The 15,098-nt window shown below is 62.6% G+C and carries 7 protein-coding genes (1 of these 7 running past the window's edge); 5 read left to right on the top strand and 2 right to left on the bottom strand.

Annotation, left to right across the window (positions count from 1 at the left end):
• The first annotated feature begins 104 nt into the window (after window positions 1–104).
• From pvdM to ACS4NR_RS03760, 5 genes are all read left to right on the top strand, one after another.
• Window positions 105–1,475 (top strand): pyoverdine-tailoring dipeptidase-like protein PvdM, encoded by a 1,371-nt coding sequence (pvdM, locus tag ACS4NR_RS03780; RefSeq protein WP_456019122.1) that lies wholly within the window; start codon window positions 105–107, stop codon window positions 1,473–1,475.
• Window positions 1,472–2,752, top strand: coding sequence for a pyoverdine-tailoring periplasmic protein PvdN (gene pvdN, locus ACS4NR_RS03775; RefSeq protein WP_456019121.1), 1,281 nt, complete (start codon window positions 1,472–1,474; stop codon window positions 2,750–2,752). Before pvdM ends, pvdN begins: the two co-directional genes overlap by 4 nt.
• A gap of 37 nt (window positions 2,753–2,789) precedes the next feature.
• Complete coding sequence (gene pvdO / locus ACS4NR_RS03770; protein ID WP_095138695.1) at window positions 2,790–3,698, top strand: dihydropyoverdine dehydrogenase; 909 nt, start codon at window positions 2,790–2,792, stop codon at window positions 3,696–3,698.
• Between the two features lie 147 nt (window positions 3,699–3,845).
• Window positions 3,846–5,495 carry a cyclic peptide export ABC transporter gene (locus tag ACS4NR_RS03765; RefSeq protein ID WP_007968743.1) on the top strand — a complete coding sequence of 550 codons (1,650 nt, stop codon included), beginning with the start codon at window positions 3,846–3,848 and terminating at the stop codon, window positions 5,493–5,495.
• Between the two features lie 116 nt (window positions 5,496–5,611).
• Window positions 5,612–8,074, top strand: coding sequence for a TonB-dependent siderophore receptor (locus ACS4NR_RS03760; RefSeq protein WP_103369042.1), 2,463 nt, complete (start codon window positions 5,612–5,614; stop codon window positions 8,072–8,074).
• Between the two features lie 1,121 nt (window positions 8,075–9,195).
• On the opposite strand, the gene ACS4NR_RS03755 is transcribed toward ACS4NR_RS03760, so the two are convergent.
• Both ACS4NR_RS03755 and ACS4NR_RS03750 read right to left on the bottom strand, forming a co-directional pair.
• Window positions 9,196–10,155 carry an alpha/beta hydrolase gene (locus ACS4NR_RS03755; RefSeq protein ID WP_456019120.1) on the bottom strand — a complete coding sequence of 320 codons (960 nt, stop codon included), beginning with the start codon at window positions 10,153–10,155 and terminating at the stop codon, window positions 9,196–9,198.
• Window positions 10,156–10,222: 67 nt separating this feature from the next.
• Window positions 10,223–15,098, bottom strand: partial view of a non-ribosomal peptide synthase/polyketide synthase gene (locus tag ACS4NR_RS03750; RefSeq protein WP_456019119.1) — the 3' portion only. 10,121 nt of this gene lie beyond the right edge of the window; only the last 4,876 of its 14,997 coding nucleotides appear in the window; its start codon lies beyond the right edge, outside the window — the gene reads right to left on this strand; its stop codon occupies window positions 10,223–10,225.

Below are 15,098 nucleotides of genomic sequence, written 5' to 3'. Positions count from 1 at the left end.
TCTTTTAACCTGGCAACCTAAATTCCACGGCCAACCACTCGTTCTTCCCAGATAGCGAAGGCCCCCGCGCCTGCACCTCGATGGCGAACCTGACTGAGATGGCAATGACAAAACCACGTTCGAAAAAGGCTCTATTCATCGGCCTGCCGTTGGCCCTGGCGATCAGCGCCGGCGCAGGCTTTGCCGTGTGGCACCACTGGTTCAAGGACGACCTCGGCTATCCGGTCAAAGTCATGAAACAGGCCGATGAGCTGCACGAACGCATGCTCTCTTTCGACAGCCATGTCAGCCTGACGCAAAATTTCGGCACCGATGGCCACGAAGCCGACAAGGACGGCGACGGCCAGTTCGACCTCGCCAAGGCCAACCGCGGGCGCCTGTCCGGCGCCGCGCTGACCATCTTCGGCTGGCCGGAAATGTGGAACGGCCCGAACGCTCCGCACAAGCCGACACCCGGCTTCGTCGACGAGGCGCGCAACCAGCAGGAAATCCGTTTCAAGATCATCTCCGGGATGGTTCGCGACTACCCCAATCAGGTGGCCATCGCCTACACCCCCGACGACTTCCGGCGCTTGCACGGCGAAGGCAAATTCGCGATTTTCATCAGCATGCTCAACGCCTATCCACTGGGCCACGATCTGAACCTGCTGGACCTGTGGACGGCGCGCGGCATGCGCATGTTCGGTTTCAGCTACATCGGCAACAACGACTGGGCGGATTCGTCGCGGCCGCTGCCATTTCTCAACGATTCGCCGGACGCCCTCGACGGCCTCTCGGATCTGGGCAAGCAAGCGGTCAAGCGCCTCAACGATCTGGGCGTGATCATCGACGTCTCGCAAATGTCGACCAAGGCCCTCGAGCAAGTCGCGCAACTGAGCCGCACGCCGCTGGTGGCCTCGCATTCGGCACCGCGTGCGATGGTCGACATTCCGCGCAACCTCAGCGACAAGGAAATGCAACTGATCAAAAACAGCGGCGGCGTGGTGCAGATCGTCGCGTTCTCGCAGTACCTGCGTCCGCTCACCCAGCAGACCCAGGACAAGCTCAACGAGATGCGCAAGGACTTCGACCTGCCGCCGCTGCCGAACCTGGCGATGGCGCTGATGCCCGGCGACCCGATCATTGCGGCGTGGTCCGAGCAGAAGTTCGGCCAGTACGCCAGTCGCCTCTACGGCATCCTCGAAGAAGAACCGAAAGCCAGCCTCAAGGATCTGGGCGATGCCATCGATTACGCGGTGCGCAAGATCGGCATCGACCATGTCGGCATCAGCTCCGACTTCAACGAAGGTGGTGGCGTCAAAGGCTTCGAGAACGTCGGCGAAATCCGTAACGTCACCGCCGAGCTGCTCTCGCGCGGTTACTCCGAAGCGAACATCGCCAAGCTCTGGGGCGGCAACTTCCTGCGGGTCTGGGATCAGGTCGAGAAAGCCGCGAAACCGGCACTGGCCGCTGCGCCGGGAACTGCCAAGCCATGAGCAATCGTCGTGAGTTCTTGAAGCAGGCGGGGATTCTCGCGGCGGCGCTGCCACTGGGCGCGAGCCTGCCGAATGTCGCCGGTGCCGCGAACGCCGCACCCGTGACCGGCAACAAGTGGGCGCAGTTGCAGCAGCTGTTCGATCAGGATCCGGCGTATCTGCACTTCTCCAATTTTCTGATCACCTCGCACCCGAAACCGGTGCGCGACGCGATTGAGCGGCACCGCGCCGCCCTCGACAAAAATCCCGGACTGGCCATGGATTGGGACCTCGGCGTGATCGAACAGCGCGAAGAGAACGTCCGCGTCTGGGCCGGACGCTACCTGCAAGCCGATGCCAAACAGATCGCCCTGACCGGTAGCACCACCGAAGGTCTGGCGATGATTTACGGCGGCGTGCGCGTGCGCCCCGATCAGGAAATCCTCACCACCGAGCACGAGCACTACGCGACCCACACCATCCTCGCCCTGCGCAGCGAACGCGACAGCACCCGGGTGCGCAAGATTCGTCTGTTCAAGGATTCGTATAGCGCCACCAAAGCGGAAATCCTTGCTGCCATCGACGGCGCCATCCGCCCCGAAACCCGGGTGCTGGGCATGTGCTGGGTGCATTCGGGCAGCGGCATGAAACTGCCCATCGGTGAGATCGGCGCCATCGTCGACAAACACAACCGCGGCCGCAGCGACGCTGACCGCATCGTTTACGTGGTCGACGGGGTGCATGGCTTCGGCGTGGACAACCTGAACTTCGCGCAGATGAACTGCGACTTCTTCATCGCCGGCACCCACAAGTGGATGTTCGGCCCACGTGGCACCGGCATCGTCTGCAGCCGCTTCGCCGAAGTCAGATACGTCACCCCGATCATTCCGACGTTCTCCGAAGCCACGGCGTTTTCCACCACCATGACGCCCGGCGGCTACCACTCGTTCGAGCACCGCTGGGCGCTGGACGAAGCGTTCAAATTGCATCTTGAGCTGGGCAAGGCCGAGGTCGAGGCGCGTATTCACGCGCTCAACAGCTACCTGAAACAACGTCTGCAGCAGCGTCCGCCGATCGAACTGGTCACGCCACTGAGTCCCGAACTGTCCGCCGGTTTCACCTTCTTCCGGGTCAAGGGCAAGGACAGCGACAAGATCGCCGCGCACCTGATGGCCAACCGCGTGGTGGCCGATGCCGTGCACCGCGATGTCGGCCCGGTGATTCGCACCGCGCCGGGGCTGCTCAACGACGAAAAGCAAATCGATCGTTTGCTGGCCGTGCTCGATCAGGCCCTCTGATCCGAACGATCCCTTTTTCCTTTTAGCGAGACTCGCAATGAACAGTGAACTGCGTCGATTTTCCTTGAAGGCGCTGCCGGCGCTGATGCTCACCGCCCTCGCCGTCGGCCTGCTGCCGGGCGCCGCGCAGGCCGCCACCCCGCCTGCGCCGGGCAAGGTGTTCAAAGACTGCAAGGACTGCCCGGAAATGGTCGTGCTGCCCACCGGCACGTTCACCATGGGCACCCCGGAAGATGAGGTCGGCCGCGAGCCGGATGAAGGACCGCTGCACCCGGTGACGTTTGCCAAACCGCTGGCGATCAGCCGTTTCCAGATCCTGCGCGGCGAGTGGGACGCCTACCTCAAGGACAGCGGCTACAAAATGCCCGACGGCGACACACGTCCCGGTCGCGCGTGCAAGGCCGGGATCCCGGATTATCAGGGCAGCGACCCGCGCAAGCAGTACACCGACAAGCACCCGGCGGTGTGCATGGATTTCCCGGAGGTCGAAGCTTACGTGGCCTGGCTGTCGAAGAAGACCGGCCAGCAATACCGGCTGGTCAGCGAGTCGCTGCGTGAATACGCCGCCCGCGCCGGCAGCACGGGGCCCTTCCCCTTCCCGTTCGATGAAGGCAAGGAATACAGCATCGCCAAACACGCCAACACCTATGGCGCCGCCGATGGCTACAACTTCACCGCCCCTGCCGGCAGCTTTCCGGCCAACGCCTTCGGCGTCTACGACATGCACGGCAATATTTATGAGTGGACCGCCGATTGCTACAACGAGAATTACGTCGGCGCGCCAGGCGATGGCAGTGCCTGGCTGAGCGGCAAGTGCGAAGTGCGGCGCATCCGTGGCAACGACTGGGGCGAAGCGCCGGTGTTCTCGCGTTCGGGCAATCGCAACGCCACCTACACCGACACCCGTGGCGACTGGATCGGCTTCCGGGTCGCCCGCGATCTGTAAGGCCATCACCCGGCTAAATTAGCCGTCCTGCCAGTCGTTCTACAGGTGGGCGCGATCCTCCATGGCGCGCCCACCGCCCTCTACGTCATCCAGGCGAACCGCCCGAGCAGTGCCGGTGTTCGCCGCTCCTTCAAGCAGGGAACCTCCATGAGCAAACCAACACGCGGGGTGATCAATGAATTGTTCGCCCTGCTCAAACCCTTTCGACTGATCGTCAGCGTGTCGATCCTGCTCGGCATGGTCGGTGGCCTGAGCGTCACCGCACTGCTGGCGACCATCAATAACGTGCTGCACGCCGAGGGCGCACTGACCAGCACCATGGTCGCGGTGTTTGCCGGCCTGTGCCTGCTTGCCCTGACCAGTTCGATCTTTTCCGACATCGGCACCAATTTCGTCGGCCAGCACATCATCGCCAAGTTGCGCAAAGAGCTGGGCGAGAAAGTCCTCTCGGCGCCGATCGAGCAGATCGAGCGCTATCGCAGCCATCGGCTGATTCCGGTGCTGACCCACGACGTCGACACCATCAGCGACTTCGCTTTCGCCTTTGCGCCGCTGGCGATTTCCCTGACTGTTACCCTCGGTTGCATGGGCTACCTGGCGATGCTGTCGTGGCCGATGTTCCTGATGATGGCGGTGGCGATCCTGATCGGCACGGTCATTCAATACATCGCACGCGGGCGCGGCATGCAGGGTTTCCTCAAGGCCCGTGACTACGAAGACGAGTTGCAGAAGCACTATCACGCAGTCGCCGAGGGCGCCAAGGAGCTGCGCATCCACCGCCCGCGCCGGCATCGCATGTTCGTCTCGGGTATCGAAGGCACGGCCGACAAGATCTGCGACACGCAGGTGCGTTCGGTGAACATTTTCGTGGTCGCCAAGACCTTGGGTTCGATGCTGTTCTTCGTGGTGATCGGTCTGGCGCTGGGCCTGCAATCGCTGTGGCCGAGTGCCGACAAAGCGGTGATGAGCGGTTTTGTGCTGGTGCTGCTGTACATGAAAGGGCCGCTGGAACACATCATTGGCACCTTGCCGATCGTCAGTCGCGCGCAAATCGCGTTCCGCCGGATCGCCGATCTGTCCGAGCAGTTTTCCTCGCCAGAGCCGCACCTGCTGCTCAGCGATCAGGGCCACCAAAAGACCCCGGTGCACAGCCTGGAACTGACCGATGTCTCGTACAGCTTCCCGACGGTAGAAGGCGCCAAGCCGTTCCGGCTGGGGCCGGTGAACCTGAAAATCGAACAGGGCGACATCATTTTCATCGTCGGCGAAAACGGCTGCGGCAAGACCACGCTGATCAAGTTGCTGCTGGGCCTGTACGCGCCACAGCAAGGCGAAATCCGCCTCAACCAGCAGCTCGTCGATGCTGCCAACCGCGACGATTACCGCCAGTTGTTCACCACGATTTTCGCCGACTACTACCTGTTCGACGACGTGGTCCAGGGCGATACGCATATCCCGGAAGACGCCAACCAATACCTGGAGCGTCTGGAAATTGCGCACAAGGTCAGTGTGCGTGACGGCTCGTTCACCACCACCGACCTGTCCACCGGCCAGCGCAAGCGTCTGGCCCTGATCAATGCCTGGCTGGAAGAGCGTCCGGTGCTGGTGTTCGACGAGTGGGCCGCCGATCAGGATCCGACTTTCCGGCGGATTTTCTACACCGAGCTGCTGCCGGACCTGAAGCGTCTGGGCAAGACCATCATCGTCATTTCCCACGACGATCGTTACTTCGATGTCGCCGACCAACTGGTGCGCATGAGCGCCGGCAAAGTGGTCACTGAGTTGCAACCCGCCTGACTGTGAAAAATTTGTAAAAAAATTGCGTTGAGCTTTCCGGTTTTCGGAAGGCTCAACGTCTTACTAACAGTTAATAGAAATAGTTCTCAGTCAACACTTTGAAGAGTAGAAGAACAATGCCCGCACCGCACGGACTCCACCCGCTCGCCAAGGCCCTGCTGATCCGCCGCTCCTTCCGTTGCACCTTGCCAGCGTTCTGCGCCATGGCCCTGACTGTGCCGATGATCGGCCAGGCCCAGGCCGCCGCCGTGGCGATCAATATTCCTGCACAGTCGCTGGGGAGCGCGTTGCAGGAATTCGGTCGCCAGACCAACCTCCAAGTGCTTTACAGCCCGGATGAAGTCAGCGGCCTGCGCAGCAGCGCCGTCAGTGGCAACCTGGAACCGACCGCCGCCATCGCGCAACTGCTGCAAGGCACCAACATCGCCTACAGCGTCGAAGGCAACAACGTCGCCTTGCGCTCGCGCAGCACCGGCGGTGCCAGCCTCGATCTGGCCCCGACCAGCATTTCCGCCACCGCCGAATCGGCCTGGGGCCCGGTAGACGGGATCGTCGCCAAGCGCAGCGCCACCGGTTCGAAGACCGATTCGTCGCTCAAGGAAATCCCGCAGACCATCAACGTCGTCACTCAAGACGAAATCAAGATGCGCGGCTCGAAGACCGTCACCGAGGCCCTGCAATACACGCCCGGCATGACCGGCGGCGGTTTCTCGGATCGGGTGAAGATCTTCGACGAACCGACCTCCCGTGGCTTCTCCCCTACTCCGCTGTACCTCGACGGCCTGCACATGCCTTACGGCGGCGGCAGCACCGGCGGTTCGCTGCAGATCGACCCGTACACCCTGGAGCGCGTCGAAGTGCTCAAGGGCCCGGCCTCGGTGCTGTACGGCCAGAACCAGCCGGGCGGTATCGTCAACATGGTCAGCAAGCGTCCGACCGCGACCCCGCTGCACGAAGTGAAGCTCGGTGGCGGCAGCTATGACCGCAAGTACGGTGCCTTCGACCTCGGCGGCCCGATCGACGATCAGGGCGAATTCCTCTATCGCCTGACCGGTGTGGTCAACGACAGCGGCTCGGCCATCGACTACGCCAGCCAGAACCGCATGCTGCTGGCGCCAAGCCTGACCTGGCTGCCCAACGACCAGACCACCATCACCGTGTTCGGTCAGTACCAGAAAGACCACGACGTACCGGAAGCCCAGGGCCTGCCGGCCAACGGCACGGTGCATCGCAGCCAGGCCGGGCGCATCAGCCGCAGCCTGTTCCTCGGCGAGCCGGACGTGAACAAGTACCATCGCGAGCAGTTCGTGGTCGGTTACGAGATCGCCCACGAACTCAACGACGTCTGGACCCTGAAGCAGAACGCGCGTTACGCCGACATCAACGACCAGTACGTGGCGCCGCTGCACGGTTATGCGTTCCCGACCAACCCGGTCACCGGTCTCAACGACGGCAGCTACCAGACCCGTTACGGCGTGGACTGGTCGCAGCACAACAAGGTCTACGGCATCGATAACATCGCCCAGGCCAAGTTCCACACCGCCGACGTCGAGCACACCGTGCTGCTGGGCGTGGACTACTACCACTACAATTCGAAATTCCTCGGCCTGTACGACCGCACCGCTCCAGGTCTGGATCTGTACAACCCGGTGTATGGCAGCCAGATCAATTTCCGTCAGCCGTACAAATGGGACAACACCATTACTCAGACCGGCCTGTACGCTCAGGATCAACTGCGCTGGAACCAGTGGTTCCTGACCCTCGGCGGTCGTTATGACTTCGCCGAAACCGACAACAAGCAACCGCTGAGCGGCGGCCACAGCAACCAGAAGGACGAGAAGTTCACCGGTCGTGCCGGCCTGGGCTACGAGTTCGACAACGGCATCACGCCGTACGTCAGCTACGCCGAATCCTTCCTGCCGCAAACCGGTACCGACATGAGCGGCGGCGCCTTCGAACCGACCACCGGCAAGCAGTACGAAGTCGGCGTCAAGTACGAGCCGAAGTCGATCGACGGTTTCATTCAGCTGTCGGCGTACCAGATCGACCAGGACAACATGCTGACCACCGACCTCAACAACCCGGGCTTCAGCACCCAGAGCGGCTCCGTGCGTTCGCGCGGTATCGAGCTGGAAGGCAAGGTCAACGTCACCCGCAACCTGCGCGTGCTGGCGGCGGTGTCGCGTAACCAGACCAAGTGGGAGAAGGACAACGACGGTCGCGAAGGTCGCACCCTGGCCATGCGTCCACCGCTGACCGCCTCCGCGTGGGTCAACTATGACTTCGACATCTCTACCGCCCTCGCCGGTTTCGGCATGGGCCTGGGCGCCCGTTACGTGCGCAGCAGCTACGGTTCGGATTACGAGTCGGACTCGTTCCAGATTCCGTCCTACACCGTGTATGACGCCATGGTCTCCTACGACCTGGAAAAATCGCCGCTGCATGTCAAAGGCGTGAAACTGCAAGCCAACCTGCAGAACCTCACCGACGAGAAATACGTGGCCGCGTGCAACGGTACCCTCGACTGCTATTACGGCGAAGGCCGGACCATGACTGCTGACGTGACCTATAACTGGTAATACGTTTAGCGCTCACTGAAACGCCGGCATTTGCCGGCGTTTTTTTTGGGAGACTTGGCGGCCTTTGGGCCGACCAGGCTCTTGGGGGTTTGGGGGGATATCCGTTGCTGCGGTAACGGCCTCCTATGGTTCCGCCCTTACGGCGGGTCACTTTTTCCAAACGCCGAAAAAGTAACCAAAAAGGCTTCCCCCGGCGTACGGCACTTCGCTGAGGCTCAGTGTTCCCTCGCTACGGTGTCCATCCGGGGGCATCGCCTACGGTTTGCTTCGCTGCACCTCCTCTCGATGTATGCGGCTCCGCCGCATGGCGCTGCGCGCCTATCCCCCGGATGGACACCTACGCTCGGCCTGCCGAAGGGGCTGAAGATCAAAAGCCACATCAAGAGCCACATCAAGAGCCAAAGCCAAAGCCAAAGCCAAAGCCAAAGCCAAAGCAGATCAAAAGATCGCAGCCTTCGGCAGCTCCTGCACGGATTGGGTGTGTTCAGTTGGAGTTTGGTTGGCTGGCTGGCCGCCTTCGCGAGCAAGCCCGCTCCCACAGTTGGATTGAGTGCATTCAGTTGGAGTTTGGTCGACTGGCAGGCCGCCTTCGCGAGCAAGCCCGCTCCCACAGTTGGATTGAGTGCATTCAGTTGGGGTTTGGTCGGCTGTCAGGCCGCCTTCGCTGGCAAGCCAGCTCCCACAATTGGAATGGGTGTATTCAGTTAGAAATTTGGTCGGCTCGCAGGCCGCCATCGCCAGCAGGCTGGCTCCTACAGTTCAGATTGCGTGCCCCGCATGCGGCGAAGCCGCCCCACTCAACACAATGAGCGTTAGCTCGAGTACCGCTTTTGATCTCAGGGCCCGTCGGCAGGCTGAGTGGAGGGATTTATCCGGGGGTGGGAGCGCAGCGACCGTTTGGCGCAGCCAAACACAGCGAGAGGAGGTGCAGCGAAGCAAACCGTAGGCGCTGCCCCCCGGATGAATCCCGCAGCGAAGGAACCCGAGCCTAAGCGAGGGCCGAACGTCAGGGCATAGACCTTTTGGTTACTTTTGGGGCGTTTGCCAAAAGTGACCCGCCGTAAGGGCGGAACCCTAGGCGGCCGTTACCGCAGCAACGGATATTCACCCCACCCACCCCATCAAGCCAAAGCAAACACCTCTACCAAACGCCCAGCAATCAACCCCAGCGCCTCTTCAGCCTCATCAACAATCGCCCCCATCCGCATAAAGTCATGGGTCATGCCCGCGTACACCTGCAAATCCACAACAACCCCCGCCGCCTGCAAATGCCGGGCATAAGCCACCCCCTCATCGTGCAACGGATCACACTCGGCCAACACCATCAGCACCGGCGCGACATCGGCCGGAACTTCGCCGAGCAACGGCGAGAAACGCGGATCAAGACGATCGCTGGCATCACGCTGATAGTGCACGTAGAACCACTGCAGCGAAGCCTTTTCCAGCAGATAGCCTTCGGCAAAACGCTCGATCGAAGGCGTGCTGCGACTGGCATCGGTGACCGGATAAATCAGCACCTGCAAACGCGGCTGCACAGCAGCATCCGTCAGTTGCGCAGCCAGCACCGTGGCCAGGCTGCCACCGACGCTGTCACCGGCAATCGCCAGGCGCGCGGCATTGATGCCCAGATCAGCAGCACTCGCCACCAGCCAGTCCCAGGCATCGCGGGCGTCGTCGGCCGCTGTCGGGAAACGATGTTCCGGTGCCAGTCGATACGCCACCGACAGCACCACACAATCGGCCAGCGAAGCCAACGCGCGGCACAGCGAATCATGCGAGTCGAGGCTGCCGACCACATAGCCGCCGCCATGAAAATACAACAGTGCCGGACGTCCGGCGCCCGCCTGCAACGGATGATTGCTGTAGATCCGTGCGTTCAACAGTGCACCGTCACGCACCGGCAATTGCAGCTCATCGACTACGGCCAGTTCTTCACCGCCGGCGTCCATCAGCAACGATGACTGATCGAATTGTTCACGGGCCTCGGTCGGGCTCAACTCGTGCATGCCGACGCGTTTGCCACTGGCCCGGCCGTTGCCGACCAATTGCAGAAATGCGGCGATATCAGGATTCAATGACATTCAAATCTCCAAAGCGATCGGGCGCCATCAGCGCCCGATCGGTTTTACTTGGGTTTCACAGCAGGGTTCAGGACATGACTACTGATTCAACGATCTGGCCGAGCATTTCTTCAGCCTCGGACAGGAAAGTTTCATCGCGCGGGATCTGGAAGTGCCCGCAATCAAGCCATTCACCGCCCATGCCCGGCTGGCCGAGTTGCGCCGCCAGCTCCAGTGCCTCGGCTTCGCGACCCAAGGTCCACCAGCACACCGGGTTGACGGTCAGCGGCGCACAGCGCTCAAGCTTGAGCGACAGCTGCTTGAGCCGGCGCGCCACGCTGAACACATGCGCCAGTTCTTCGGCGCCCAGCGCCACATAGGTCGACGCTCCGCGCTCGGCGCTGATGGCACGCTTGAACAGCGCACGCAGGTTGTGCGGCGTTTCTTCACCGTCGATGGACAGGCCCGGTGCGGCGTCCGGCAGCGTTACCTGCAGGAAGTCGCGCAGGTCGGCTTGCCAGTCATCGACCGCCCCGGCGTCGACCGCCGCCGACGGCACGAAGCTGTCGACCAGCCCGACAAACTTGACCTGTTGCCCGGCCTGCTCCAGTTGCGCGGCGATCAACATCGCCAGCGTACCGCCCAGCGACCAGCCCAACAGGTGGTAAGGCCCCTGCGGCTGTTTCTGACGAATCTGCGCCAGGTAATCACTGGCCATTTCCTGCAGCGAGGTGTCGTTGAACGCCGGATCCAGCAGCATCCGCGACTGAATCGCCAACACCTGGCGTTGACCGCTCAGGCGCCGCGCCAGCGGCTCGTAGTCGAACACCGTGCCGAAACCGGCATGAAGGCAGAATAACGGCGCCACGCCCTTGACCTCGGCGTTCATCGCCAGCAGCCCGGAGGCTTTTTCCGCCGTGCCCTGAACGCTCGCTACCAGTTCGCCGATGCTCGGTTTCTGCATCAGGTCGCGCAGTTTCAGGCTCAGGCCCTGAGCCTTGAGCACGCGGCTGCGAGCCACCACTTGCAGGCTGAGGATCGAGTCGCCACCCAGTTCGAAGAAGTTGTCGGTGAGCCCGACACGTTCGATTTTCAGCACTTCCTGCCAGATCTTCGCCAGGGCTTTTTCCAGCTCGGTGCGCGGCTCGACGTAGGCCAGACGCTGTTCGGCATCCGGATTCGGCAGGGCCTTGCGGTCGAGTTTGCCGTTCGGCGTCAGCGGCATGCGCTCAAGCACCATCAGGTGTGCCGGCACCATGTAATCCGGCAGGCTGGCCTTGAGTTGCTCGCGCAGACGTTCGCCCAAACCGTCGGCCGGCGTCTCGGCAGCGACCAGTACGTAGCCGAGCAGTTGCTTGCCGCTGACACCCTCGCGGGCCACCACGGCGGCGTCACGCACGCCCGACTGCTGCTTGAGACGCGCTTCGATTTCACCCAGCTCGATGCGGAAACCACGGATCTTCACCTGATGGTCGATCCGCCCGAGGTAATCGACGGTGCCGTCGGCACGCTGGCGCACCAGGTCGCCGGTGCGGTACAGGCGACTGCCATCGGCGCTGAACGGGTTGGCGACGAAACGTTCGGCGGTGCCACCGGCACGCCCCAGATAACCGCGCGCCAACGCGCCCCCCAGGTACAACTCACCGGCAATGCCGGCCGGTAGCGGGTTGAGATCGCTGTCGAGCACATAACCGCTGCGCTCGCCGACCACGCTGCCGATCGGCGCATAGGCCGCGCCGCATTGATCGTCGACCGCGGCCTTCCAGATCAGCGGCGTGACCACCGTTTCAGTCGGGCCATAGCCGTTGATGATGTACTGCGGTTGCAGTGCGCGTTTGGCCAGTTCGAAACTCGCCACCGGCACCGCGTCCCCGCCGAAGCAGTAGATCCGTACCGGCGGCGGATTGCCGTGCTGCTCAGCGTGTTCGGCCAGTTGCTGCAGGTACACCGGCGGGAACGCGGCCACGGTCACGCCATGCTGATGCAGGGCGTCGTAGGTCTGTTCCGCAGTCCACAGGCTGTCGTCGCGAATCAGCAAACGCGCGCCGTGCGTCAGGGTGGTCAGCCAGCGCTCATGCGCGCCGTCGAAGGCGAACGACATGAAGTGCAATTCGCAATCGGCCGCGCTCATTTCGTAACGCTGACCGATCGCCTGGCAGTGCATCGCCAGCGGCCCGTGCGCCACGCCGACACCTTTCGGCTGACCGGTGGAGCCGGAGGTGTAGATCACGTAAGCCAGGTTGCCCGGCTGCACCGCGACCTGCGGCGCCGAATCCGGCTGAGTGCGCAGATCCAGCTGATCGAGTTCCAGCACATGCAGGTTGGCCTGGGTCGGCAGCACCTGACGCAGACTCGAATCGCTGAGCAACAAGGCGATGCCCGAATCGTGCATCAGATAACTCAAGCGCTCGCGCGGATAAGTCGCGTCCAGCGGCACGTAGGCACCCCCGGCCTTGAGCACCGCCAACAGCGCGACGATCATGTTTTCGCTGCGTGGCAGGGCCACACCGACCCGCACTTCCGGACCGACACCTTCGGCGATCAGCGCATGCGCCAGACGATTGGCCCGCGCTTCGATCTGACCGTAGCTGAAGGCTTGCTCATTGAAGATCACTGCGGTTTGTTCGGCACGTTGCGCGGCCCAACCGGCAATGCGCTGGTGCACCAGCTTGGTCTGCGCTTGCGCGACAACGTCCGGCGCGGGCGCGACTTGCCCGGTCGGCAGACCGATGCGTCCCAGCGCCTGCCCGGCGTCCTGAACCAGTGCGGTGAGCAGGCCTTCCATGTTGCTGCGGATGCCTTCCACAGTCGCCAGATCAAAATGTTCGCGCAGGAACATGTACTCGATCACCAGCCCGTCTTCGAGGGTGACCATCAGGTCCATCGGGAAGTTGGTCAGGCCCGAGTTATTGATCTCGCCAAACTTCAGCGAATCATCGCGCCACTCGCGCAGCGCCTGATCGATCGGGTGGTTCTCGAACACGATGATGCTGTCGAACAGCGACTGCCCGGCACGCCCGCCCCAACGCTGGACGTCGGTCAGCGGGGTGTATTCGCGCTCGCGCAGTTCCAGGTTGAAATCCTGCAACTCGCGCAACCAGGCGCCCACGGCCTGCTCGGCCGGCACGTCCTTGATCACCGGCAAGGTGTTGATGAACAGGCCGAGGATCGATTCCGACGCCGGCAGACTCGCCGGACGCCCCGCCACGGTGGCGCCGAACGCCACGCAACGCTGCCCACTGTACCGGCTCAGCAGCACCAGCCACGCGCCCTGCACCAAGGTGTTGAGGGTGACCTGCTGCGACTGGGCAAAGGCTTTCAACTGCTCGGTGCGGGTTGCGCCCAAACGGCTGTACAGCGCCTGGTGACCGCGACCACTGCCGGTGCGCGTCACCGCGTCCGCCAGATAGGTCGGCTCGTCGAGCAGGCTAAGGTGCTGACGCCAGAAACCTTCGCTGGCATTCGCGTCCTGCTGCTGCAGCCAGTTGATGTAACCGCGGTACGGCACCGCGTCGGCCAGTGGTCGCCCGGAATACTGGCTCAGCACCTCACCGATCAACTGCGAACTGCTCCAGCCGTCGATCAAAATATGATGGTAAGTCCAGATCAGTTGATAGCTGTGCTCGCCGACTTGCACCAGCGTCAGCCGTTGCAGCGGTGGCTGGTCAAGGTCGAAGCCCTTGGCCCGCTCGGCATCCGCCAGGCCTTGCAAGGCTTCGGCCGAATGATCCTGCTCACGCCAGTCGAGCAGACTGAACGGCAACTGCGGATCGGCGAGCACAAATTGCAGCGGCTCGGCCATGTCCTGCCAGAGGAAACCGGTGCGCAGAATGTCGTGGCGACGGCTGACGGTTTCCCACGCGGCTTGCAGACGCAGCGGCTCAAGGCCCTGCACCGGAACGCTCAACTGGTTGACGTAGAGATCCGCTTCCGGCGAATTCAGGCCAAGGAACAGCATGCCCTGCTGCATTGGCGACAAGCGATAGAGCCCGTCCAGTTGCCCGGCCGGCAGTGGCAGTTGCGCCACCTGCGCCTCGCTCAAGCCGTGCAGCGGCAGGTCGATCAGCGCCGGCTCCGGCGCCACACGCCCTTCGGCAGCCTGCACGCACAGGGCCAATTGTTGAATGGTCGGTTGCTGGAACAGGTCTTTCGGGCTCAGCTCCAGCCCTTGCTGACGGGCGCGACTGACCACCTGAATCGAGATGATCGAGTCGCCGCCCAAGGCAAAGAAACTGTCGTGGGTGCTGATCTGCTCAAGGCCCAGCACCTCTTTCCAGATCTCCACCAACATTTGCTCGGTGGCATTCGCCGGTTCGACATGCAACTGCGCGGCACTCAGCTCCAGTGCTGGCAGGCGCTTGCGATCGATCTTGCCGTTGGGGGTCAGCGGCAGTTGCGCCAGCCACAGGCGATGGCTCGGCACCATGTAATCCGGCAGGGTCGCACCCAGCCAATTGCCGAGGGCTTGCTGCAGTTCGGCCTGTTGCTCGGCGCTGGCGTCGATGATCGCCGGATCGCTCGGCACCAGATAGGCAATCAGCTGCTGACTACCCGAGACTTCGCTGGCCACGACCACCGCTTCACGCACGGCGGCATGCGCCAGCAGACGCGCTTCGATTTCGCCCAGTTCGATACGCAAGCCGCGAATCTTCACCTGATGGTCAATCCGGCCCATGTACTCCAGTTCGCCCTCCTCGCGCTCTCGAATCAGGTCGCCGGTGCGGTACATGCGCTCGCCGTTGTCGACGAAAGGATTCGGTACGAAGCGCTCGGCGGTCATCGCTGCACGCCCCAGATAACCGCGAGTGATGCCGGCGCCGGACAGGTACAGCTCGGCCGAAACGCCTTGCGGAACAGCGTGCAGATCGGCATCCAGCAGATGGCTGGCACTGTGATCGAGCGCACGACCAATCCGCGCCTGACCACCGGCACTGCGGCGGGTCCAGGTCGAATAGGTGGTGTCT

This window comes from Pseudomonas sp. JQ36, assembly GCF_053851495.1.
The sequence above is the reverse complement of the archived record's forward strand: the minus strand, read 5'-3'. Positions and strand labels throughout refer to the sequence as shown.